Raw genomic sequence first — 23,357 nt, 5'->3', positions numbered from 1 at the left:
TCACCTCAGCTTCAAAGATGCGAGCCCGACCAGCGCAAGGATGACCGCAATGATCCAGAAGCGGATTACGATGGTCGGCTCGGCCCAGCCCTTCTGCTCAAAATGGTGATGCAACGGCGCCATGCGGAAAACCCGCCTGCCCGTCAGCTTGAATGAGGCGACCTGAACAATCACCGAAACAGTTTCCAGCACGAACAGCCCGCCAATGATGGCCAGCACAATTTCGTGCCGGGCGACCAGGCTGATGGAACCGAGCGCGCCCCCCATAGCGAGCGAGCCGGTATCGCCCATGAACACCATAGCCGGCGGCGCATTGAACCACAGAAAACCGAGGCTCGCGCCAATGAGGGCGCCGCAGAAAACAGTCAGTTCGCCCGCACCGGGCACATACTGGATTTGCAGATAATTGGAAAAAACCGCGTTACCCACCAGATAGGCAATCAGCGCAAAAGCCGCGCCCGCGATCATCACCGGCATGATGGCCAAGCCATCCAGCCCGTCTGTCAGATTGACCGCATTGCCTGCGCCGACCGTGACCAGCATGGCGAAGGGAATATAGAACCAGCCAAGGTCAATCAGAACATTTTTCAGGAAAGGAATGGTCAGCATCCCGGAGATATCCGCGGCGGAGCTGACCATGATCACATAGCCGGCCGTCCCGGCAATGACAAACTCCAGTAACAGTTTCAACTTACCCGGCACGCCCCGCGTATTGTGGCGGCTGACCTTCAGATAATCGTCAGCAAAGCCGATGGCCCCGAAACCCAGCGTGACCAGCAGAACAACCCACACATAAACATTGGTCAGATCGGCCCAGAGCAGGGTACTGATTCCAAGTGCCAGCAGAATCAGAAATCCGCCCATGGTCGGCGTTCCCTGCTTGGTGATGATATGCGACTGCGGCCCGTCATCGCGGATCGGCTGTCCGCGCCGCTGCTTGCTCTTCAGCCAGCGAATAACCCCCGGGCCGAGAATAAAACTGATCATCAAGGCTGTCATGACCGCACCGCCGGTCCGGAACGTCAGATAGCGGAACAGATTGAAAAGCGTAAAATCATCGGCCAGGGGAAACAGCAGATTGTAAAGCATCAGTGCCCTCCCTGTCCGGCGGCGACATTCGCCGGGGAACAACCCTGCAACAACGCCTCCAGCGGCACACGCATCCGGCTGCCGAACGACCCTTTGACAAGAATGACATCTCCCGGTCCGACGGCTTCCAGCAGCGGATCAATCAGAAGGTCGGAGGAGGCTTCATGATGGGCATGGATATTGTTTGGCATCGACTTTGACAAATGGGCCATGTTGGGGCCGCAGGTAAAAAGGAAATCGACCTCCGCAGCGACCACATCCGCTTTCAGGCCCTGATGGATTTCGGCAGCCCGGGAGCCAAGCTCCAGCATGTCGCCCAGCACGGCGATCCGCCGCCCCCGCCCGTCCGGATAAAGATTTTGCAATACCTTCAGCGAGGCGCGCATCGAAGCCGGGCTCGCATTGTAGCTCTCGTCCACAACCATGTAGCTGCCGCCCGCGCAAGGCACCATATGACGCTCGCCCCGGCCTTTCGGAGACTGCAGATCGGCAAGCGAGGCCACCGCTTTGTCAAGATCGGCGCCAAGCTCACTTGCCGCGCCGAGAACGCCGAGAATATTGCTGATCCAGTGACGCCCCGGCACGCCGAGACGGAAATAAATCTCACGATTGTCAATTTTGACGGCGACCTCACTGTGATCAGGATAGAGGGTGAAGTCCGTCAACAGGATGTTCGCTCCCGGTGCCTCGCCAAACATCAGGACATGTGAAATACCGGCATTGACCGCAATGCTTTTCAGCAGCCCCCCATAGCTGTTGTCACCATTCAGAATGACTGCTCCATTCCGGTTCAGGCCTTCGAATATCTCGGCTTTGGCGCGGGCGATTTCCTCCACATCCTTGAAGAATTCAAGATGCACGGCCTCGATTGTGGTGATCAGCGCCACATGCGGACGCACCATCCGAGACAAGGGGCCCAGTTCTCCCGGATGATTCATTCCGAGTTCAAAAACAGCAAAGCGGCAATCCGCAGGCATACGGGAGAGAGATAACGGCACGCCCCAGTGATTATTGAAGCTGCCGATGCTGGCATGGGTCTTTCCCTGACGTGACAGAATATGCAGCAGCGATTCTTTCGATCCGGTCTTGCCGACGCTGCCAGTCACGGCAACGATCTGCGCCTTGGAACGGGCCCGTGCGGCGCATCCCAGTTCCTCCAGTGCCGTCTGGGTGTCTTCTACCAGAATGACGCAGGCATCAGCAGGCAGATCATCCGGGCGATGATTGAGAATAAGGGCCGATGCCCCGCTTGCAGCGGCAGCGGCCGCGAATGCGTGACCGTCATGCACCGGACCGACAATGGCAATGAAAAGATCGCCCGGCTGCAGGGACCGGCTGTCGATGGAAACACCACTCGCGGTCCAGTCTGCATGATCCGCCCTGCCTGTGATGGCGGCAACAACCTCTTCTCCCGTCCAGAGGGGCGCTTCAACCATTGACGCCCTCCAGTCCCGAGATGATCTTCTCGACCACTTTTCTGTCGTTGAAGGGAATGACCGTCGCGCCGACGACCTGCCCCTCTTCATGGCCCTTGCCGGCGATGACAAGAATATCCTCGCGCCCCAGCGCCCTGATAGCCGTTTCGATCGCCGCCTGGCGGTCGCCGATATTCATTGCCTCCGGACAGGCGACAATAATATCCGCCCGGATTTTGGCCGGATCCTCACTGCGTGGATTGTCATCTGTAACGATGATCCGGTCCGCATAAAGCGCAGCGATACGGCCCATTTCCGCCCGCTTGCCCCGGTCGCGATCACCACCGCAGCCAAACACGACATGAATTTTACCACTGGCATGGCCGCGCACTGCTTCAAGAACTGTTTCCAGCGCATCGGGGGAATGGGCATAATCCACATAGATGAGGGCATCATTGGCCAAATGTGCCACCAGTTCCAGGCGGCCCGGCACATTGGTAATGCGGGACAGCGCATCAACCGCGCGCGCCAAATCCCCGCCCGCGCCAATGACCAGCCCGAGGGCGCAAAGAGCATTCATCGCCTGAAATTCACCGGCAAGCGGCAGCATGATTTCCTGTTTTTCGCCAAATACCTCAACCGTAATGCGCTGCCCGGCGATTTCCGGCAGCAAACTGACAAGTTTCAGTTCACTGCCTTCCCGGCCATAGGAGATGATATTTACCCCCCGGCTTTTTGCCGCCCGCAGAAACGCCGGATAGACGGCTGAATCCGCATTTAGGACTGCCGTACCTGATTTATCCAGCACCCGCGAGACAAGCCCGAGCTTGGCATTCAGATAACTTTCCGAGGAGGCGTGATAATCCAGATGATCCCGCGTCAGATTGGTGAAGGCCGCCGATTTGACATGCGCGCCATCCAACCGGTACTGGTCGAGCCCGTGGCTCGATGCCTCGATCACCGTATGCCGAATGCCGTGCCCGGCGAGATATGTCAGTGTCTTGTGGAGTAGAACCGGGTCCGGCGTTGTGTAACCAAGCGGCAGGGTTTCATCCGGCAGAACGACACCAAGGGTGCCGATGCTTGCCGCTGCATATCCCATTTCTTCCCAGATATTACGCGTAAAATGCGCCACCGAAGTTTTGCCATTCGTCCCGGTCACGGCGGCGATTGTCTCCGGCTGCGCACCGTAAAACCGGGCAGCAAGACGCGCCAGCGTGAGCCGCGGATTGTCATCGCGAAAACAGGGAAGGCTGCAATCTTCGGGTTCGAACGATGTGTCTGTCAGGATCGCAATAGCGCCCCGGCGGGCCGCATCTTCGATATATTCACGGCCGTCCGCCGCCGTCCCGGAAAGGGCGGCAAAAAGAAAACCCGGCTCAACCTGTCGGCTATCCGCCGTCAGACCCTTGACATGCCTGTCATGCACATTGGCGACGTTCCGCCCTTTCATCAATTCAGAAAGACGCAAGGTTCTTCTCCTTCGAATTGATGGGGATGAACAGGGCTTTCTGCAACTCTTCGCTGGCTTCATTTACCGGCGCAACCGACAGGATCGGACCGATACGGGAAATCAGCCGGCTGATGATCGGCGCGGCCGTCCAGCCTGCGCTCCTGAATCCATGGGTCGAGGCATTGCCTTTCGGCTCGTCCAGCATGGCGAAAACCACATAGCGCGGGTCATCCATCGGGAAGGCCCCGACAAAGGAAGCAATCAGCGCGTCGCGCTTGTAACGCCCGTCAACGGCCTTTTCCGCCGTGCCTGTCTTACCGCCCACGACATAACCTTCCGCGGCCGCCCGGCCGCCGGTCCCTTTTTCCACCACAAGGCGCATCAGCCGCCGGATGATATCGGATGTTTTAGGCGAAATCACATCGCGCACAGGCTTTGCAATGCCTTCTTCACGGAGCACTACCGTCGGGTTGATATATTTGCCGCCATTGACCATTGCCGAAATACCCGCACTCAACTGCAGCGGGCTGACCGACAGCCCGTGCCCGAATGAAATTGTCATGGTCTCCAGACTATTCCATCTTGGCGGCAAAATTGGGGCGCCGACCTCAGGAACTTCCAACGACGGCTTGTCCAGCAGGCCCAGCTTTGCAAGAAAGGCTTTCTGGTGTTTTGTCCCGACATCCTCCGCCATTTTCGCCGCGCCGATATTGGAGGAATACATGAAAATTTCCGGCACCGAGAGCCAGCGCTTCTTCGGATGATCGTCCCTGATTCGGAAACCGGCCTTGCGGATTGGCTCCGTCGCATCATAACCATCCGCCAGACCGACGGTTCCCGCATCCAGCGCCATGGCCGTCGTGAATGTCTTGAACGTGGATCCCATCTCGTAAACGCCAAGGGTGATCCGGTTGAACTTGGCGTCACCGGAAAAATCATTGGGGCGATTGGGATCAAAATCCGGCAGTGAGACAAGACCGAGAATTTCGCCCGATTTTACATCCATCACCATGCCCGCGCCGCCAATCGCCCGGAAGACGGACATATGCCGGGTAATTTCATCGCGCAAGGCATGCTGAATGCGCACATCTATGGACAGCATCAATTCTTGCGCGGGGCCGCCTTCTGAGCCAGCAAGCTGACCGTCAAAATATTTCTCCACCCCCGCGATGCCGCGATTATCCACATCGGTAAATCCCAGCACATGGGAGACCAGCGACCCCATGGGATAGAAGCGCTTTTCTTCTGTCCGGAAATGCAACCCCGGAATGCCCAGGGCATTCACACGGTACTGCTGGGTCGGGGTCAGATTCCGCTTCAGCCAGACAAAATTCCGCGCCGACGACAACCGGCTCAGGATTGCCGCCTCACTCATATCATCGAGAACGGTCGCCAGCTTTACCGCCGCCTCCTTCGGATCAATGACATTCTTCGGCTCGGCAAACAGCGATGCGGTCGCGAGGGTGGTCGCGAGAAGCACGCCATTGCGATCCCGGATATCGGCGCGCTTGCCCTCACCGAGCGCAACCGGCGGAGAGACATCGCCGCTCGTGGCAACTGCCTCATCGGCGCCGATCCCGCTAATGGCCAGGCCAACCAGCCGACCGGACAGAATGACAAAACAAAAAGCAAAAACGACGAGCGCAATAACCAGCCGGTTTCGCCCCTGCTCCAACGTTTCCTTGGCGCTGCCTTCAAGGCGCAATGCCATATGACGATCATCAGAATGAGTGTGACTGAGGGGGTTCGTCAGCGTGATGCGGGGGCGAGGTGACTTAGTGAGCCAAGTCAATTCGCTCATTGCACAGCTCCCCCGCGCGTAAAGGTCGCGAGTTGGACAGGTCCGTTCGGCACAGGTCTGGCCGGAACAACGGGCGTATAATTGCGATGCGGATTATATTGCGGCACCGGCACGGAAAATTTTTCCGGATCGACGGCCGGATAGGGTACTTCGGCTACAGAGGCCACCTGATACGGCGCGATCAGCAGAAGCGGTAGATATTTTCCGGCAAGCGCCTGCAGGACATCAGGCCGGTTCTGATAAGTCCACTCCGCCTTCAGGATACGGATGGCCTCCCTATTCTTGACAATATTCTCGTTGAGGGCCGCATATTCGCGTTCCAGTGCCTGCACCTCATAGGAAAGCTGGTACAACCCGTAGGAAACACCCCCAAGCAATACAAGCGACAGCACTGTCAGTTTCAACTTCATGCCGCCTCCGTCCAGGCGGGCGCCTCCGTTCTGATCGCCCCTCTGAGACGGGCAGAGCGGGAGCGGGGATTGACCGCCAATTCATCAGCACGGGCCTTGATAGACCCGCGCTTGATCAATTTGAAAGTGGGAGCTGGCCCCTCGTCCGAGACAGGAACATGACGAGACGGCCTGGCACGCCCTTCAGACCTTGCTGACAGGAAGTTTTTGACGCGTCGGTCTTCAAGACTGTGAAAAGACACAACCGCAAGACGACCGCCGGGAGTAAGCAATCGCTCGGATGCGGCCAGGCCCTGGACCAGCTGCCCTAGTTCATCATTTACTACTATACGCAACGCTTGGAAGGTACGCGTCGCCGGATGTATGCCCTTTCCTGTTGGGCGCACAACCGAAGCCACCACTTCCGCTAACTCAACTGTACTCTTGAAAGGCGCCAACTCGCGCCTCTCGGCTACTGCACGTGCAATCGCACGCGATCTTTGCTCCTCGCCATACACAAAAATAATCCTGGCAAGTTCCGCTTCAGATTCTTCATTGACGATCTCGGCCGCCGTCCGGCCCGTGCCGGACATGCGCATATCAAGAGGCCCTTCCCGCATGAAGGAAAAACCCCGCTCCGCCTCGTCAATCTGCATGGAGGACACCCCGATATCGAGGGCGATTCCATCCACCGCATATATATCCTGTTCGGCCAGCAACGCCTCCATATCGGCGTAGCAGCCTTCAACCATCACCAGGCGCCCGGCAAACTCGCCTGCCATCTTGCGCCCCATATCAATCGCAAAAGGGTCGCGATCAATGCCGTAAACCTGGCAATCCGCCGCCTCCAGTATGGCGCGGGAATACCCGCCGGCGCCAAAGGTGCCATCGACATAAACGCCGCCGTCTTTCGGCGCGAGAATGTCAATCACTTCCCGTAGCAACACAGAAATATGCGGCGGCTTGCGATCAGTCATCGCCACCTCCCGCGCTTGAGGCGCGCTTGTTCGCCGCGCGCGTACGGGCTTCCTTCTTGCGAATTTCGAAGGCCTCGGGCTGCCAGATCTGGAAGCTGTCACCACGCCCGACAAAAGCGCATTGCCCGTCAATCCCGGCATTCTCAAGCATGTCGAGCGGGATCATGATCCGGCCGTCGCCGTCAATGGTGAGCTCGATCGCATCACTCATCAGCGCATCGGCATAGCTTTCCCGGTCTTCGGACAGAGGATCAAACCCGCCGATCTTTTCCAGCAGCCGCTCCATCACATCCATGCCGCAACCGTCAATCGCATCGCCATTGACCGTGGGGAACAGCACGACACTGTCAAAGCCCTTGCCCGCAAGGACCGTGCGGAAGCGGGCCGGAACAGAGACGCGCCCCTTCTTGTCGATCTTGTTGACATATGTGGACAGAAACAGGGCCATAAAGGCGACACCCCCCAAAAAAACTTGCCACTTTTCGCAGAAATTACAGACCGCTGCTTATGAATTTCCGGCGCCCGCCGGGATTTTAAACACTTCTGGCGTAAAATGGATAAATCTGGGATATCATGGGATATTATGGAAGTCAATGGAAAATGCCCTGATTTTCAGGGATTTCCGCGCCTTATTTCGGTCAAAAACAAGTAAAATTTTCGCGGTTATTATGCCGTCAAAAATCATCAATCCATTTGTTGAAAGTAATGCATAATTTCCATTATGTTCTTTTTTTGTTCTTTTTCGCATTTACCAGAACAGTGGAAAAATGATGGCAGCTTTATCTGCGAATGCGCTTCCCGGACAAGCCCCCATGCATTTTTTCAGTCAGGATAAATCGACCGCGAACTGCGAAAAATTCATCGCCAATTCGTGTAAATTAAGGAGAGATTCGCGCTTTCCTGATATAAGGAGCCGCACATCACGGTTATATATATGGGCAATAACCGCACCCAAGAACCTGACCGACCAGTTGGTCAGGAGACAGGCAATCGCGACGGAAAGCGGAGCGGCCGTATCGAAACATTCGAGGGACAATAAAATGGCAGATGGCCTGTAAGCCGGATTCTGTCCCTGAAAACAGGGGATGATCATTCATCTAGGATGCCTGTTACCAGACACCTCAAGCAACCAACCCGGATAGAGGCCCGGAAAACCGGCCCGCGCACAGGTCACCCTTGCGCCGCCCATCCCTATTTGGTTTTGCTCCCGATGGGGTTTACCGTGCCGCCCCTGTTGCCAGCGGCGCGGTGCGCTCTTACCGCACCCTTTCACCCTTACCCGCAAGCGGGCGGTTTGCTTTCTGTGGCACTTTCCCTGGGGTCGCCCCCGCCGGCCATTAACCGGCATCGTATTTCCGTGGAGTCCGGACTTTCCTCCCCTCACCTGAAAGGTAAGCGGCGATCATCCGGCCATCTGCCGGTCTCTAACTAGGGAGATGCGCGCATCAAGTCAAGCGGCGAACTTGCACCAGCACCGCGTGAAGGCGCGCCTGAGTCTCCTTGTCCGCGATACCGTCAACGCGCAGAGGGCGCCAGTGCCTCTGAAAGGCGCGGATGACACACTCAAGCCCGGCGTCATACTCTCCATCCACCGCCACCTCATAGCCGATTTCGGCAAGGGCTTGCCGCAAATCCTTCACGCTTTTCCCCGCCATTCCAGGGCTGACTGTTCGCATATCGCCTTTCGGTGTCTCCTCCGTCTCCGGCCAAAGGCCAACCCCTTGCCCGGCGAGCCATTGCCAGTCGAACAACTCCCCCGGGTCCTCTTTCCGCATTGGTGCCACATCGGAATGGCCCACAACATTGCGGGATGGTATTTGATGCCGCGATACAATATCCGCGGCAAGTGCCGCCACCGAGGCCATCTGCGGCGCGGGAAAGGCACGATAGCCGAATTCATGCCCGGGATTGACAATTTCGATCCCGACGGAACGGGCATTGATATCCTTTGCCCCCCGCCAGAAGGACACCCCCGCGTGCCAGGCGCGCCTCTCCTCCTCCACCAGCTTGAAAATCCGCCCGTCTTCTTCCACCACATAATGGGCGCTGACCTTCGCCTCGGGATCGCAAAGACGCTCGATCGCCCCCCTGCCGCTTTGCATGCCGGTATAATGCAGGACCAGCATATCGACCCGGACGCCGTCCTCGCGGTCATCGGAATTGGGCGATGGCGCCGCAATGATTCTCTCAGGCGTCATGGGCGGCCTTTTTCTCCTGTCGGCGGGCCGACCGAAAGGTGATGATCGATACCCCGGCCATTACCATGAGGCCACCGGAGATCAGTTCCGGCGTCAGAACATCCCCCCAGAATACGACACCGATCAGCACCGCGAGTACCGGCACCAGCAGATAATAGGGCGCCACCGTACTGACCGGATAGCGTTTGATGAGATAGTTGGCGAGCCCATGGCCGACCACAGTCGCGCCGATTGCCGAATAGGCAACGGCGGTCCACTGCTCCCACCCCGCGGTTCGAACCACCGTCATATGCCCCTCCTCAATCACAAGGGAAAGCAGGAACAATGGCACGACACCGATCGCTGATGTCCAGAAGGTGAGATTGACTGCGCTCACCCCCTGCATGGTGCGGACAATCACCATATTCAGTGCTACAAGGAAAGAGGCGACCAGCACCAGTACGGGTGACAGGAGATTGGCGAAGATCACCGGATCAAATCCGATCACCATCACTCCGGCAAAGGCGAGGAGAATGGCGAAGCTGCGCTGCCAGCCGATACGTTCCTTCAGGAAAAGGACCGCCAGAATGGTTGAAAAGGGAATGAAGGTCTGGTTGATGATCGCAACCGAGGAAATATCCGGCGCAATCGACAGCCCCCAGAACATCAGCCAATAATGCAGCACGCCCATAATGATGCCGACAAGTATAATTTTCCGCCAGTTGCCATGCGGCAGGGAAATGAACGGCAGCAGAACCAGCACGACGATAAAAAACCGGGTTGCCGTAAAAAACAGGGGCGGAAATTCTTCAAGGCCGACCTTGGCGGCGAGAAAATTCGACGACCAGAGAATATTGACCAGCAAGATCAGGGCAAGATCTTTATGTTTCACTTTTTTATCCGATCTATAGGCCGCGCCACTTCGCAACCTGATCATAGGCAGCGTTTATTTTCGCAAGCTTGGCATTGGCGACATCAACAAATTCCTGCGGCAGACCATCGGCAATCACCTTGTCGGGGTGATTTTCCCGGATCAGTCGTCGATAGGCCTTTTTAAGGTCCATATCCGAAACATCAGGCGCCACGCCAAGAATCTGATAGGGATCCTCCTCCCCATCCTTCGCGTGATAGCTGCGGATACGGGCATAGGCCGCGTCATCAAACCCGAAGATGGCCGCCACATTCCGGAGATAATCATCTTCGGCCGGATGCAGAACCCCGTCCGCCATGGCAATGGTGAAGAGGCCATGCAGCAGATCCTCCATCAACTGCGGCGTATCGCGGAACATCCGCGCGACCTGCGCCGCATATTCCTCATATCCCGCCGTATCCTGCCGCGCCATGTTAAAGACGCGGCCGACATTCTTTTCCTCATTGGGGGGAATGCGGAAGACTTTCTTGAAGGCATTGATTTCTTCCCGCGTAACGACGCCATCAGCCTTGGCCATCTTCGCGCCGAGAGCAATCACCGCAATGGTGAAGGCCACCTGCTTGACCTGATGCGGGCCGATCTGCTCTCCGCCTTCCGCCGTGCTCTCGCGGTATTTGTCCATCGCGTGACCGGCGAGGCCGCCCACCAGAGCCCCCAGCGGGCCACCGATCAGCAGGCCGGCCGCACCACCCAGAATTTTTCCCCAGATTGCCATGATGAATAAACGCTACCTTTTTGTCTTTTGGGTAGCCAGAGTATCAGGAGAAAAAAGAAACCGCCAGCCTTCAGCAAAGGCTATGCACCAAGCGATCAGCAAATATCCTGATCCTCATCGTCGATCAGGATACGGTTCGCCGCACCGTCGAGATCCTCATACTGGCCGCTTTTGAGGCTCCACAGAAAGGCGACAAGGCCGAGTCCCCCGAGAAAGAGAGCAACGGGAATAAGGTAAATCAGCACATTCATGACGCACCGCCCATCTTCCGGGACCGCAGCCGTAGCGAGTTAAGGCACACCGCGAGCGATGATGACGACATGGCCACCGCCGCAATCAGCGGAGTCACAAAGCCAAGCACGGCAAGCGGGATGGCAACCCCGTTGTACAGAAAGGCCAATGCAAAATTTTCAAGGATCAGACGCCGCGAGGCGCGCGCTACAAAAATCGCTTCCCCCACCGCCGAGAGTTGCCGTCCCTGAAAGATGAAATCCGCCGCCGTCTGACTGATATCAGCGGCGGTCGCCGGGGAAAGGGAGACATGGGCAGACGCAAGCGCCGGTGCGTCATTCAGGCCGTCCCCGACCATCAGCACTTTGCGTCCCGCTTTAGCGAGGCTTTCCAGACAGGCGACCTTATCTTCCGGCTTCTGCTGCGCCTGCCAGTTGTCAATGCCAAGTTCTGCGGCCAACTCCGCAACAACCGCCTGCCGATCACCGGAGAGAAGGGCGATCATATATCCGCGCGCCTTTAAATCCCGGATGACATCATACGCATCCGCCCGCAAATGATCGCGGAAGCGAAACTGCACTTCCGTGCCATCCGCGCGCTTCAGCCAGAGCTCCGGCCCTGCCTGCTTGTCGGCTGCCGCATCCTCTGCCACACCACAGAAAGCACGGCTGCCAAGGCGGATTTCATCATTCGCCTGAATAGTTTTAAGGCCTTCACCCGGGCATTCAATGACATCGAGACCCGGGCCCGCCGCCCCCCCGGCCCGCGCAATGGCCCGCGCCAGCGGATGACGGCTGTGCTGACCCAACCGGGCCGCAAGCAGCAGGTCGGCTTCCTCAATCTCATCCCGGTTGACCAGATCAAGACGGCCTTCGGTCAGCGTTCCCGTCTTGTCAAAGACAATTGTATCCACCACGGCAAGACGTTCCAGCCCGTCAGCGGCCTTCACAAGTATCCCTTTCATCAGCAGCCGACCGCTCGCCACCACCTGCACGACCGGCACCGCAAGGCCAAGGGCGCATGGACAGGTAATGATCAGCAGCGCCACCGCCTGCATCAGGGCAATCTGCCAACTCGCCGCATAGATCCACCAGCCGATAAAAGTCAACGCCGCCAGCAGATGCACGACCGGCGCGTAATAGCGCGACAACCGGTCCGCGAGGCGGACATATTTCGCCCGTCCCTGCTCTGCCGCCTCCATCAGCCTGACAATATCGCCGAGCAGCGTGTTGTCACCCGTCTTCGTCGCTTCAATATCAATGGGTGCGCCAAGGTTGAGGGTCCCGGCAAAGACATTCTCACCCGGCTTCACCGCCGTCGGCAGGCTTTCGCCGGTAATCAGACTGACATCCAGTTCGGACCGGCCCAAGGCGACAACGCCATCAACGGGCAACCGGTCGCCTGCCATGATGCGGACACGAGAGCCCGGCGTCACCGCCTCAACGGGCACCGTTGTAAGGCTGCCGTCCGCCCCGACGACGGTGGCGGCAACCGCCTTCAGGAGCAGCAACCGCTCCGCCGCGCTGCGGGCCTTGCTGCGCGCCGCATTATCCAGATACCGGCCGATCAGCAGGAAAAAGAGCAGCGTCACCGAGGCATCAAAATAAACATAGTGGCCACTGCGGATAGTCTCGGCGAGGCTCATGCTAGAGGCCAGAATAACCGCCAGGGAGATCGGCACATCCATATTCGTCCGACCGGCGCGGAGGGCCGCCAGGGCGGATTTGAAGAAAGGCTGCCCCGCATAGGCAACGGCCGGAAGGGCAATCAGCGCCGACACCCAATGCAGGAAATCGCGCGTTGCCGGTCCCATATCATCGGAAAAAAGCCCGGCCCAGACAGAGACGGACAGCAGCATCACATTGGCCGCCGCAAACCCGGCAACGGCCAGCGCCCGCAGCAGTTTGGCATTTTCCTCCGCCGCGGCGGTCCGGATCAAGGCCGAATTATAGGGGGTGAGCGGATAACCAAGCGCGATAACCGGCTTTACCAGTTCCGCCACATCGATGCCATCCGGACGCCAGCGCAGAAACAGGCGGCGTGTGGAGAAGTTGACCCGCGCCTCGATGACGGCCGGGTTTGATTTAAGCGTCTGTTCGATCGTCCGGATACAATCGGCGCAATGCATGTTCTCGACCAAAACATGCAACATGGCATTGCCGTCCTGATCCGCCTCGACAAAGGCGACGGGATCGGCGCTCACGAAATTGCTGTAATCGGCCTCCGGAGAGAGGACATCGCCAAACGCCAATACCCCGGCAGGACAGCAGCTCCCGCCCAGATCATGCGACCGTCCTGTCGTCAGGCTATCCTGTGCCTTGAGGGCTACTTGACCCATATCCTCTTGTCCAGCCGATAAGGTATGTCATATCCCCCGCCATGGGCGAGAATGGAAATATCCCACTGCCCGGGCTCGGAAAAATCGAGATCCGCAACATAAGCGGAACCATCAAAGGTAAATGTAAGTTTCCGGTCCCCCGCGTCAATCACGGGGCGACGAAGGGTCGCATCGACATCCAGACCCGCGAGCGCATCACCCGCTGCATTTTTGATCTCCAGCGTCAACCGGCCTTTCTGTGCCGCCTCGGCATCAAACATCAGTGATGCCTCCCAGCCGCGCGCAAGCTGCTGCGCCTGATGATCTATCTCCTCATTATAGGCAAGGCCGCGCTTGTATGCGTCAGGATCGGTAACNCCNGAAAAACTGCCNAGCGCGAAATANACNAACAGGCCATTAACAATAAACATCAANCCGAAAAANCCGCANAGCATCATCAGCACATGNCGGCCTGTCAGTTGTTTTTCTCCTGTCGCTGTCCTCATTTTTCCGGCCCCTTGAAGCTGCTATCCTGGGTATCCTGTACGCCGCTCTCTNTNTCGGTGACGATCACTTCCATATCGACNGACTTGTCCTGAAGNCTGNCNCTNGCCACTGAGACAAAAAGCTTNTAGCTNGACAGTGAATCAGCCGGNACNGTNACNATNATCGGGTGCTCNACNGTNGCCCCTGATTCAAGCCAGATATTCGGGTTCGTCAACCCCTCCACCGCAATGCTGAACTGCCGGGTCGCATGCACNTTNTTGAGGATCTTCACCGTATAGCCATTACGGATCGATCCGTCCGAGAGAACGACGAACAGCGGATTGCGATCCCGNATGACATTCACATCGACGACCGACCNGNTCAACANCGTAAANAGCATGATNGCNCCGACAAGNGCCAGAATGGCCGTNTAGGCAATGGTCCTTGGCCGAATGAAGCGGATACGCGGCTGGCGGGCCGGATCCGGATCAAACTGCCCGGCATGGGTATCNTAACTGATCAGNCCACGCGGCAGNTCAACCTTGTCCATCACATCGTTGCAGGCATCAATGCAGAGCGCACAGGTAATGCATTCAAGCTGCANNCCGTCCCGGATATCAATACCCATCGGGCAGACGGCNACGCACTGGTTGCAATCAATGCAATGACCGCGGTCATCCCAGGACTGCCCNTTCTTNTGCGGNCCACGGGGCTCTCCCCGTGCNGGNTGATAGGTGACGGTCATGGTGTCTTCATCCACCATCGCCCCCTGAATACGCGGCCAGGGNCACATATAGGTGCANACCTGNTCCCGCATCAGGCCCCCAAAGACATAGGTNGTNGCCGTCAGCACGGCGACGCTGGCATAGGCAATGATNGGCGCGTCCAGCGTTATCAGTTCATTCAGCANGGTGGGNGCATCGGCAAAATAGAACACCCANGCGCCACCGGTCAGCAGNCCNATAATGANCCAGATNGTATGNTTGGTAAGGCGCTTGGCGAATTTCCCGACNGACATNGGNGCCTTGTCAAGACGCAGGCGGGCATTNCGATCCCCTTCCACCGCCCGTTCAACGAATATGAACANNTCCGTCCAGACTGTCTGCGGGCAGGAATATCCNCACCATGCCCGNCCGAACAGNGACGTCACCAGAAACAGGGCGATGGCCGCAAGGATCAACAGGCCNGTGATNTAATAGACTTCCTGCGGCCAGAGCTCGATAAAGAAAAAGTAGAANCGTTCATGCGCNAGATCGACAAGCACAGCCTGATCCGGNCCNCCCGCNCCGCGATCCCAGCGGATCCAGGGCGTGATATANTAGATCGACAGGGTAATCCCCATGATGATCCATTTCAGACGCCGGAAATTNCCGCGCGCCTTTTTCGGCTGGATCTTCTCNCGCCTTGCGAAAAGCGCCCGGTTTTCCTTCTTGTTGACCGGACGGACGTCAATATTTTCAACGGAGCTTTCAGACATGCCCTTTACTCCANAATGCANAGGTTAGCGACTACTCCCCGCCCCCGAGAGAGTGCACATAGAGCGCCATNTGGCGGATGGTNACNTCATCCAGACGGTCAACCCAGGCAGGCATCACATTNNCNCGGCCNCNNGNNACNGTTCTNANNANAATNTCNTTGTCCTTGCCNTANAACCANATNGCATCGGTCAGATCCGGNGCGCCAAACTCCCGGTTACCCTTGGCNTTTTCGCCATGGCAGGATGCGCAATTNTCNGTANAGACCTGCTTCCCCCGCNCAACGGCCGCTGTATCCTTGCGGACTTCGGACAGCGAAAGGACATATTCGGTCACGTCATTNANCTGCTCCTTTTCGAGCANGCCATCCGTCAGGAACGCNGGCATATCNCCGATACGGGCATCNTCATGATCAGACCGGATGCCGAACTGGATNGTCTGATATATATCCTGAACGCTGCCNCCCCAGAGCCAGTCATCATCATTGAGGTTCGGAAAGCCNGGNGCCCCGGCCGCGCCCGAGCCATGACATTGNGAGCAGTTGACCGCAAANGCNGATTTGCCGCCGCGCAGGGCAAACTGATACAGCCCTTCATTNTCCTTNACGTCTTCCAGCGGCGTCGCGAGCAACNGGGTCCGATCNTCGGCCTGNGCGGCNTCCGCCTCGGAAAGCTGCCGCTCNAGNGANCCGCGTGACGAATAACCAAGGAACCCCGCTGTATANTCGCTGACNAGNGGCCAGGCCGGCATCACNATCCANTAGCCGATCGACCAGACAATGGTTCCNTACATCGTCCACAGCCACCAGCGCGGCATNGGGGTATCAAGCTCCTTGATGCCNTCCCATTCATGACCGGTGGTGTCCGTGCCGGAAAATTCGTCTTTTTCAACCTTGTTGGACATCTTTATCTTCCTCAAACGGGATCCGGGCGGCCTTGTCAAACTTGTCCTTGTTCCGTGGCCATAGCGCATAGATCAGCACAATGATGAACAGGACAAAGAGATAAAGCAGGCCATAGCTTTGGGCGAAGGCGGAAACACTCTGAAAATCCATCAGCTTCCCTCCTATCTTTTGTTGGCATCCACATCATAAGATGTGAAATCAACTAAGGTTCCCAGCATTTGCAAATAAGCGATCAGTGCATCAAGTTCCGACACCATGGCCGGATTACCGTCAAAATTACGGACCTGCGCTTTCGGGTAACGTTCCATAAAGGCGTCAATGTCATCCGCATCCGGATTGACCTGCATCTTGAGATCCCGCGCCGCATTCTCGATCATGTCATCGCTGTAGGGAACGCCGACAGCGCGATTGGCTTCCAGGTTTTTCTGAATATCCGGTACCCGTAAGGGGGTGATCGCGAGGAACGGATAGCCGGGCATAACGGATTCCGGCACCACATCCCGCGGATTTTTCATATGCGTGACATGCCATTCGTCAGAATAGCGACCTCCGACGCGGGCAAGATCCGGCCCGGTCCGCTTGGACCCCCACTGGAACGGATGATCATACATGCTTTCCGCCGCCAGCGAGTAATGGCCATACCGTTCGGCCTCGTCCCGCAGGGGACGTACCATCTGGCTGTGACAGTTATAGCAGCCTTCGCGGATGTAAATATCCCGGCCCGCCAGCTCAAGAGGGCTGTAGGGACGCATCCCTTTCACCTTCTCGATCGTGCTTTCCAGATAGAACAGCGGCGCAATCTCGACCAGACCGCCGATGGAGACGACAATCAGCACCAGAACCGTCATCAGGATCGAGTTTTTCTCAATTTTCTTGTGACTAATCATCGGACCTTACCTCGCCCCTGCAAATTCCAAATTCGGAACCAGTGACCCCGCTTCCTTTGCGCGCACATCGCCCCGGGCAGTCCGCCAGAGATTATAGACCATGATCAGGGAGCCGATCAGGAACAGGATCCCGCCGGTTGCCCGGATCACATAGAAGGGATGCATCGCCTCGACCGTTTCACTGAAAGAATATTCGAGGAAGCCAAAGGCATCATAGGCGCGCCACATCAGCCCCTGAAGGATACCGGAAACCCACATCGCGGTGATGTAAAGCAGGATTCCCACGGTCGAAATCCAGAAATGCAGATTAACCAGCGCATCGGAATAGAGCGATTTGCGTTTCCACAGAACCGGCACCAGGAAGTAAAGCGCGCCAAAGCTGATATAGGCCACCCAGCCGAGAGCCCCGGAATGCACATGGCCGATGGTCCAGTCCGTATAATGGCTGAGCGCATTCACGGCCTTGATGGACATCAGCGGCCCTTCGAAAGTGCTCATGCCGTAGAAGGCAACGGAGGTGACAAGGAAACGGACGACCGGATCGGTCCGCAGCTTGTCCCACGCGCCGGAAAGCGTCATCAGGCCGTTGATCATCCCACCCCAAGAGGGCATCCACAACATGATCGAGAAGGTCATGCCGAGGGTCTGCGCCCAGTCTGGCAGCGCCGTATAATGCAGATGATGCGGCCCCGCCCAGATATAGATGAAGATCAGCGACCAGAAATGGATGATCGACAGCCGATAGGAATAGACTGGCCGGTTCACCCGCTTCGGTATGAAATAATACATGATCCCGAGAAAGCCCGCCGTCAGGAAGAAGCCCACGGCATTATGACCATACCACCACTGGGTCAATGCGCTCTGCACCCCGGCGAAGAGCGAATAACTCTTCACTCCTGCAAGGCTGACGGGCAGCGACAGGTTGTTGATGATATGCAGCATGGCAATGGTCACGATGAAGGCCAGATAGAACCAGTTGGCCACATAGATGTGTTTTTCCTGCCGTTTCCAGATTGTGGCAAGAAACACCAGCAGATAGACCACCCAGACAAGGGTCAGCCACAGGTCCGCATACCATTCAGGCTCGGCATATTCCTTGGACTGGGTAACACCCAGCAGATAGCCGGTCGCCGCAATGACGATGAAAAGCTGATAGCCCCAGAAAACAAACCAGGGTGCAATATCGCCAGCAAGACGGGCGCGGCAGGTCCGCTGCACCACATGGAAGGAGGTGGCAATCAAGACGTTGCCCCCAAAGGCAAAGATGACGGCCGAGGTATGCAGCGGCCGGAGTCGCCCGAAATTCGTCCAGGGCAAATCGAAATTCAGAACAGGAAAGGCCAGTTGCAAGGCAATGACAACGCCCACAGCAAAGCCGACAACGCCCCAGAAAGTCGAAACAATCACCCCGGCCTTGACGATTTCCGTATTGTAGTTGACGCCGCCATTGGCGTCCTGAAGCGATGGCGCCTCGGCATTACGGTAATGCCGGGCAATCAACGCAAAGGCACAAAGAATACTGGCGACAGAGAAGATCATCCCGTGCAGCATCATCGCCGGGTCGACAGCCCTTGCTGAGAGAATGACCCCCAGCAAGACACCAACAGCAGTAAAAGCGATCCATAAGAGATTCATACCGGAATTCCGTCCATTGCCTCACATCATGGAGCCTTGATGCGGATTCCGAACGCTTTATCGCGCCTCATCCCTCCATCGCACCCCTCATTTGGCATGACCATACGGCACCGCAGCAATGCGGCATTGATCCAAATCAAGTCAGGGTGAAATCAGCCAATGGCAGGGAGGTATGTGTAAATTTGTCGCAGATTGAAACAGTGTTAGACAGCCTTGGAATGCTGCGCCGTTCCGCCCGCAAGATAACTGTCAAAAACTGCACAGATTGTGCGAACAAGCAGACGTCCCTCGGGCAGGACCTTTAATCTGTTGCCATCAAAATGAAGCAGTCCCTCTTCCGTAAAAGGGGCAAGCGCCGCAATTTCCGGTGCGAAATAGTCAATTGCTCGTTCGAATGATCGCGCTATCGCCTGAAGATCCACTTCAAAATCACACATCAGCCGTTCGATAACCTGCGCCCGCAGACGATCATCTTCCGTCATGGCAATCCCCCGCGCGATGGGCAAACGGCCAGCCAGAACCAATTCTGCATAGGAACGCACGGAGACGGCATTCTGTATATAACCTTGCGGCAGGCGTCCAATGGCCGAAGCGCCAATGCCGATCAGGGCGGCGGCATCATCAACCGTATACCCTTGAAAATTCCGTTTGAGCCGCCCCGCATCCAGCGCAACGACCATCGCGTCATCATCGCGGGCAAAATGATCCAGGCCAATCTGTCGATATCCGAGGTCAAGAAGCCTTTCGGTGGCCTGCTGCGCCTGGCGGTAGCGGGCGTCACTATCGGGCAGTTCCTCCTCCCGGATCATCTTCATATGGCTTTTCATCCAGGGGACATGGGCATAGCCGAACAGCGCCATCCTGTCCGGCCCAAGCGAATGCGCAAGGTCAATGGTGTGCAGGATATCCCGCTCTGTCTGCCGCGGCAGGCCGTACATCAGATCGAAGTTTATTTTGTCAATTCCCGCAGCGCGCAGATCATCCGTGACCTGCTTCGTCAGTTCAAAAGACTGAAGGCGGTTGATCGCCTGCTGCACATCGGGGCTGAAGTCCTGTACACCGAGACTGGCGCGATTGATCCCGGCGACGGCAAGAGCCACGATCTTTTCTGCATCTATGCTACGCGGGTCAATCTCGACCGCCAGTTCCGCCGTCTCAGTGATATCGAAGCGTAGGCGCAGGTCATTCATAATTACGGAAAAATCTTCTGCCGACAGCATGGTCGGCGTGCCACCGCCCCAGTGAATGTGGGAAATACTGAACCGGCCCGGCAACAAATCGGCCAACAGGGCAATCTCAGCGCGAAGAGCCGCCGCATAACGGGCAACCGGATCATGACGGGCAACCACTTTTGTATGGCAGCCGCAGTACCAGCACATCTCCTGACAGAAAGGCACATGTAGATAGAGGGAGAGGGGCCGTGAAGGATCAAGCTCCTGTATCCATTTCCCATAAAGATCGGCTGTTACCGCAGGTGTGAAATGCGGCGCCGTCGGATAGCTGGTATAACGCGGAACGGACTGCTCCCTCCGCGCTGCCATGACAGATGTCATTGCTCGCCTTCCGCCAGCGACTCCAACTCCTGTCTGTTTATAATCAGGATTGAATGGGTCGTCGGCACAGCGATAACTTCAAGATTCTTGAGTTTGGTGATCGTTCTGCTGACCGTTTCAATCGTCAGCCCCAGATAATCAGCGATATCGCTGCGCCCCATGGGAAGAATAATCTCTATTGCCTTTTCATTCCCAACGGCCGATCGGTCCACGCGATCGAGCAGGAAGCTTGCAATCTTTTCAACCGGTGTTTTCCGGCCGAGCAAAACTGCATGCTGACGAAGCGCGCTCAACTCTTTGCGGATCATCTCCATCAAGGCATCGCGCATGACCGGATTGCCGTCGATATGCTGGTTGAGAACCTTGATCGGTATCTGACAGACGAAAGTATCGCAGACCGCTTCGGCATCGGATTGATAATGCCCGTTCTGGTTTTCACCAATAATCTCGCCTGCCGATTTGAAGGCGGTCACCTGACGGCGCCCGTCATCCAACAGGTTGGCAAGACGGATTTCCCCGGTCACGATCGTAAAAATATACTTCGCTTCCTCAAATTCGCGATAGACGGACTGCCCGGCCTTGACCCGCCTGATCCTTACATTCCGGCCAAATTCACCAATTTCCTCTTCGGCGAGGCCGGCGCAGATTGCCTGTTTGTGAACACTACAGGAGGAACAGGGAATCTCCACAGAATTCCGTTTCTCAAACGCAGAATCAGACGCAGACCGTTCATAGCAGACAGCCCGGGGCTGGGACTCAGCCGAAGGCGTCATTTGCGCGCTTACAGTTTCCAGCATGTCGCATTCCTCCTACAGTCAATTCAATCATTGTGCGATCATAAATCCTGCTTTCAACACATCATTTAGACATTTCCTGTCTTCTTCCATGCGGTGAGATGACGCAGGCAGAAAAATTTACACAACAAAATCGTAAATAACTCCTCCCATGCAGTGATTTTTGGCTGTTATATTGACTTTTTATCCAAAGAAATCCCCGACAGCGGCATTTTGCCACAGCCGGGGAATATTGTCGATTTCGCTTTATTAATTTTTTTATCGGGCCACGGATTGCCATTTACAGGCGTAGCAGATCCGTCGCCACGTCAAGCGGAACAGGGGCATCACTGAGCAGGTAATTACCCGCCTCAATTTCAAAGCTGCCATCGCTGTTGGTCAGCGGATCGACGGCCCGCAGCCGGGTATCGACAACAAGCCGGGAGAGCAGCATCCGGCGCGCATCCCCGCCCGCCCTGCCGAGCGTTGCGCCTTCGGTCGCCAGCAATGTCGCGCTGGTGGCGTGATATAGGGCATTGGATGCCTGCCGCGCCTTGATCTCATTGCCGGTTGCGGCAATCTCATCGGCAAATTTCACCGCCCGGTCGATCAGCCCCGAAAGCTCGCCCGCATACTGGCCGGGAACGCCGTCCGTTGAAGCAAGCCGACCCTTCAGATCCTCGGCCAGCGCTTCATGGGCCCCGGCCTTGGCAATGGCGCGGGTGGTCACATCCAGCGCGTTGATATTAGAGGTTCCTTCCCACAACAGACCCGTGTGGGCATCCCGGACAAGACGGGAGTTGACCCAGTCCTCGATAAATCCGTTGCCTCCGCGGACTTCAAGAGCACCGGTCGCCACCGTGATATTGTCACGACAGGCGCGGAATTTCAGCAGGGCTGTCAGAATACGGTTCTGCAGTTTCGCCTCTTCATCTCCCTGCTCCGCGCGGTGCAGCGTGTTGGAAACATGCATGACCATGGACAGAACCTGTTCCGTCGGCACCATGATCTTCAGAAGCTGCCGCCGCAGCAACGGCTTGTTGATGATCATTTCCCCGAACACATCACGGGTTCTGGCCGCCATCATGGCTTCATTCAGGCAGCGTCGCATCATACCTGCGGCCCGGACGCCATGGGAGAGGCGGGACATATTCACCTGATCAAGCATCTGGCGCAGGCCAGGGTTCGGCTTCGCCCCGACATCGCCGAAGGCATAGGCAAGGGCGCCATTAAAGATAATCTCTCCGGACGCCATGGATTTCGTGCCCATCTTGTCCTTCAGCCGGACGATCCGATAGTCATTGCGATCCCCGTTATCAAGGAAGCGGGGAACGGCAAATATGGCAAGACCGGAATTTCCTTTCGGCGCCCCTTCCGGGCGGGCCAGCACAAGGCAGACTTCCGCATCGGCACTGGAGCAGAACCATTTGTCGCCATACAGCCGCCATTCACCATTTTCCTGGCGCGCTGTCACCGCAAGATTGGCAACTTCCGAGCCGCCGATCTTTTCCGTCATGAACTGCGCCCCGCGATAGAGTTCGTCCATATCCTGGCTGCGCATCCGGGGCAGGAATTTTTCCTTCGCCTCTTCCGGCCCGTAACGTTCCAGCAGCATGGACGACGTATCGGTCAGGGAAATCGGGCACATCAGGCCAAATTCCGACTGGGTGAACAGATACTGGAAGACATATTTCGCCATCGGCGGCACTTTTGTCGGCCAGCCATGCACCCCGGCCCGCCGCGACATGCAATGAATGCCGAAATCGCCATAGCCGATCTTTTCCATTTCCCGGAAGGCCGGATGATATTCGATCCAGTCGCGATTGCGCCCGCGCGCATCACGCGGATGCAGAACGGGAAGATGCCGGTCGCAAATACGCGACAGCTCATCAAGCCGGTTACCTGCCACCTCCCCCAGTTCCCGATAGACCGGCGTCATATGCGCGCGGAGATCATCGGGAAGGTATATCGTCAGTAGATCCTGAAGACTGCTGTCGATATCGAAGAAATTGAGGCCATGACAATCACTGGCGACCCAGTCCTCCAGTTCCCTCTCTTCGCGCGGTTTAATTTTCACTTCCATATTCATAATCGCTCTCTCCCGCAAGTTTGCTTGCGTTGCAAAAATGGACGGTAACTAACAGTATTT

The 23,357-nt window shown here is 56.9% G+C and carries 21 protein-coding genes and 1 other RNA gene; all 22 read right to left on the bottom strand.

The window, feature by feature from the left end:
- Positions 1 to 1,089, bottom strand: coding sequence for a phospho-N-acetylmuramoyl-pentapeptide-transferase (mraY, locus tag CMN55_RS14255; RefSeq protein WP_293950483.1), 1,089 nt, complete (start codon positions 1,087 to 1,089; stop codon positions 1 to 3).
- A complete protein-coding gene (locus tag CMN55_RS14250; protein WP_293950482.1) occupies positions 1,089 to 2,525 on the bottom strand; it encodes a UDP-N-acetylmuramoylalanyl-D-glutamyl-2,6-diaminopimelate--D-alanyl-D-alanine ligase in 1,437 nt (478 codons plus the stop codon). The genes mraY and CMN55_RS14250 overlap by 1 nt, the downstream gene beginning before the upstream one ends.
- Positions 2,518 to 3,975, bottom strand: coding sequence for a UDP-N-acetylmuramoyl-L-alanyl-D-glutamate--2,6-diaminopimelate ligase (locus CMN55_RS14245; protein WP_293950481.1), 1,458 nt, complete (start codon positions 3,973 to 3,975; stop codon positions 2,518 to 2,520). The genes CMN55_RS14250 and CMN55_RS14245 overlap by 8 nt, the downstream gene beginning before the upstream one ends.
- Positions 3,962 to 5,758 carry a peptidoglycan D,D-transpeptidase FtsI family protein gene (locus tag CMN55_RS14240; protein WP_293950480.1) on the bottom strand — a complete coding sequence of 599 codons (1,797 nt, stop codon included), beginning with the start codon at positions 5,756 to 5,758 and terminating at the stop codon, positions 3,962 to 3,964. The genes CMN55_RS14245 and CMN55_RS14240 overlap by 14 nt, the downstream gene beginning before the upstream one ends.
- Positions 5,755 to 6,168: a cell division protein FtsL gene (gene ftsL, locus CMN55_RS14235; RefSeq protein WP_293950479.1), complete on the bottom strand. Its 414-nt coding sequence runs from the start codon at positions 6,166 to 6,168 to the stop codon at positions 5,755 to 5,757. Before ftsL ends, CMN55_RS14240 begins: the two co-directional genes overlap by 4 nt.
- Positions 6,165 to 7,124, bottom strand: coding sequence for a 16S rRNA (cytosine(1402)-N(4))-methyltransferase RsmH (rsmH, locus tag CMN55_RS14230; protein WP_293950478.1), 960 nt, complete (start codon positions 7,122 to 7,124; stop codon positions 6,165 to 6,167). The genes ftsL and rsmH overlap by 4 nt, the downstream gene beginning before the upstream one ends.
- Entirely contained in the window at positions 7,117 to 7,572 is a 456-nt protein-coding gene (locus CMN55_RS14225; RefSeq protein ID WP_293950477.1) for a division/cell wall cluster transcriptional repressor MraZ, read from the bottom strand. The genes rsmH and CMN55_RS14225 overlap by 8 nt, the downstream gene beginning before the upstream one ends.
- A 591-nt stretch (positions 7,573 to 8,163) precedes the next feature.
- Positions 8,164 to 8,542, bottom strand: an RNA gene (gene rnpB, locus CMN55_RS14220) — RNase P RNA component class A.
- Between the two features lie 27 nt (positions 8,543 to 8,569).
- The gene (locus tag CMN55_RS14215; RefSeq protein ID WP_293950476.1) at positions 8,570 to 9,322 is read right to left on the bottom strand and encodes a peptidoglycan recognition protein family protein; all 753 of its coding nucleotides are present in this window, start codon (positions 9,320 to 9,322) and stop codon (positions 8,570 to 8,572) included.
- On the bottom strand, positions 9,312 to 10,193 hold the full coding sequence (locus tag CMN55_RS14210; RefSeq protein WP_293950475.1) for a DMT family transporter: 882 nt from the start codon (positions 10,191 to 10,193) through the stop codon (positions 9,312 to 9,314). The genes CMN55_RS14215 and CMN55_RS14210 overlap by 11 nt, the downstream gene beginning before the upstream one ends.
- Before the next feature lie 13 nt (positions 10,194 to 10,206).
- Entirely contained in the window at positions 10,207 to 10,947 is a 741-nt protein-coding gene (locus CMN55_RS14205) for a TerB family tellurite resistance protein (RefSeq protein WP_293950474.1), read from the bottom strand.
- Positions 10,948 to 11,042: 95 nt separating this feature from the next.
- The gene (gene ccoS / locus CMN55_RS14200; protein WP_293950473.1) at positions 11,043 to 11,198 is read right to left on the bottom strand and encodes a cbb3-type cytochrome oxidase assembly protein CcoS; all 156 of its coding nucleotides are present in this window, start codon (positions 11,196 to 11,198) and stop codon (positions 11,043 to 11,045) included.
- Positions 11,195 to 13,516, bottom strand: coding sequence for a heavy metal translocating P-type ATPase (locus tag CMN55_RS14195; protein ID WP_293950472.1), 2,322 nt, complete (start codon positions 13,514 to 13,516; stop codon positions 11,195 to 11,197). Before CMN55_RS14195 ends, ccoS begins: the two co-directional genes overlap by 4 nt.
- Positions 13,504 to 14,001 (bottom strand): FixH family protein, encoded by a 498-nt coding sequence (locus CMN55_RS14190; protein ID WP_293950471.1) that lies wholly within the window; start codon positions 13,999 to 14,001, stop codon positions 13,504 to 13,506. The genes CMN55_RS14195 and CMN55_RS14190 overlap by 13 nt, the downstream gene beginning before the upstream one ends.
- Entirely contained in the window at positions 13,998 to 15,458 is a 1,461-nt protein-coding gene (gene ccoG, locus CMN55_RS17325; protein ID WP_366932079.1) for a cytochrome c oxidase accessory protein CcoG, read from the bottom strand. Before ccoG ends, CMN55_RS14190 begins: the two co-directional genes overlap by 4 nt.
- Before the next feature lie 31 nt (positions 15,459 to 15,489).
- Positions 15,490 to 16,359, bottom strand: a complete 870-nt coding sequence (ccoP, locus tag CMN55_RS17320; RefSeq protein WP_366932078.1) for a cytochrome-c oxidase, cbb3-type subunit III — start codon at positions 16,357 to 16,359, stop codon at positions 15,490 to 15,492.
- Complete coding sequence (locus CMN55_RS14185) at positions 16,343 to 16,510, bottom strand: cbb3-type cytochrome oxidase subunit 3 (protein ID WP_293950470.1); 168 nt, start codon at positions 16,508 to 16,510, stop codon at positions 16,343 to 16,345. The genes ccoP and CMN55_RS14185 overlap by 17 nt, the downstream gene beginning before the upstream one ends.
- 11 nt (positions 16,511 to 16,521) lie before the next feature.
- The gene (ccoO, locus tag CMN55_RS14180) at positions 16,522 to 17,247 is read right to left on the bottom strand and encodes a cytochrome-c oxidase, cbb3-type subunit II (protein ID WP_293950469.1); all 726 of its coding nucleotides are present in this window, start codon (positions 17,245 to 17,247) and stop codon (positions 16,522 to 16,524) included.
- A 6-nt stretch (positions 17,248 to 17,253) separates the two neighbouring features.
- Positions 17,254 to 18,882 (bottom strand): cytochrome-c oxidase, cbb3-type subunit I, encoded by a 1,629-nt coding sequence (ccoN, locus tag CMN55_RS14175; RefSeq protein ID WP_293950468.1) that lies wholly within the window; start codon positions 18,880 to 18,882, stop codon positions 17,254 to 17,256.
- Positions 18,883 to 19,085: 203 nt separating this feature from the next.
- The gene (gene hemN, locus CMN55_RS14170; protein ID WP_293950467.1) at positions 19,086 to 20,435 is read right to left on the bottom strand and encodes an oxygen-independent coproporphyrinogen III oxidase; all 1,350 of its coding nucleotides are present in this window, start codon (positions 20,433 to 20,435) and stop codon (positions 19,086 to 19,088) included.
- Positions 20,432 to 21,124 carry a helix-turn-helix domain-containing protein gene (locus tag CMN55_RS14165; protein WP_293950466.1) on the bottom strand — a complete coding sequence of 231 codons (693 nt, stop codon included), beginning with the start codon at positions 21,122 to 21,124 and terminating at the stop codon, positions 20,432 to 20,434. Before CMN55_RS14165 ends, hemN begins: the two co-directional genes overlap by 4 nt.
- Before the next feature lie 385 nt (positions 21,125 to 21,509).
- On the bottom strand, positions 21,510 to 23,297 hold the full coding sequence (locus CMN55_RS14160; protein ID WP_293950465.1) for an acyl-CoA dehydrogenase family protein: 1,788 nt from the start codon (positions 23,295 to 23,297) through the stop codon (positions 21,510 to 21,512).
- Positions 23,298 to 23,357: the final 60 nt, after the last annotated feature.

Source organism: Sneathiella sp., from assembly GCF_002694385.1.
In the GTDB taxonomy this organism is placed as follows: domain Bacteria; phylum Pseudomonadota; class Alphaproteobacteria; order Sneathiellales; family Sneathiellaceae; genus Sneathiella.
Note: the sequence above shows the minus strand (reverse complement) of the source record. Positions and strands in the feature narration are given on the sequence as shown.

Coding starts and splice junctions, on each gene's coding strand:
- mraY (WP_293950483.1), bottom strand. CDS start 1,089: ATGCTTTACAATCTGCTGTTTCCCCTGGCCGATGATTTTACGCTTTTC.
- CMN55_RS14250 (WP_293950482.1), bottom strand. CDS start 2,525: ATGGTTGAAGCGCCCCTCTGGACGGGAGAAGAGGTTGTTGCCGCCATC.
- CMN55_RS14240 (WP_293950480.1), bottom strand. CDS start 5,758: ATGAGCGAATTGACTTGGCTCACTAAGTCACCTCGCCCCCGCATCACG.
- ftsL (WP_293950479.1), bottom strand. CDS start 6,168: ATGAAGTTGAAACTGACAGTGCTGTCGCTTGTATTGCTTGGGGGTGTT.
- rsmH (WP_293950478.1), bottom strand. CDS start 7,124: ATGACTGATCGCAAGCCGCCGCATATTTCTGTGTTGCTACGGGAAGTG.
- CMN55_RS14225 (WP_293950477.1), bottom strand. CDS start 7,572: ATGGCCCTGTTTCTGTCCACATATGTCAACAAGATCGACAAGAAGGGG.
- CMN55_RS14215 (WP_293950476.1), bottom strand. CDS start 9,322: ATGACGCCTGAGAGAATCATTGCGGCGCCATCGCCCAATTCCGATGAC.
- CMN55_RS14205 (WP_293950474.1), bottom strand. CDS start 10,947: ATGGCAATCTGGGGAAAAATTCTGGGTGGTGCGGCCGGCCTGCTGATC.
- ccoS (WP_293950473.1), bottom strand. CDS start 11,198: ATGAATGTGCTGATTTACCTTATTCCCGTTGCTCTCTTTCTCGGGGGA.
- CMN55_RS14195 (WP_293950472.1), bottom strand. CDS start 13,516: ATGGGTCAAGTAGCCCTCAAGGCACAGGATAGCCTGACGACAGGACGG.
- CMN55_RS14185 (WP_293950470.1), bottom strand. CDS start 16,510: ATGGATTTTCAGAGTGTTTCCGCCTTCGCCCAAAGCTATGGCCTGCTT.
- ccoO (WP_293950469.1), bottom strand. CDS start 17,247: ATGATTAGTCACAAGAAAATTGAGAAAAACTCGATCCTGATGACGGTT.
- ccoN (WP_293950468.1), bottom strand. CDS start 18,882: ATGAATCTCTTATGGATCGCTTTTACTGCTGTTGGTGTCTTGCTGGGG.
- hemN (WP_293950467.1), bottom strand. CDS start 20,435: ATGACATCTGTCATGGCAGCGCGGAGGGAGCAGTCCGTTCCGCGTTAT.
- CMN55_RS14160 (WP_293950465.1), bottom strand. CDS start 23,297: ATGAATATGGAAGTGAAAATTAAACCGCGCGAAGAGAGGGAACTGGAG.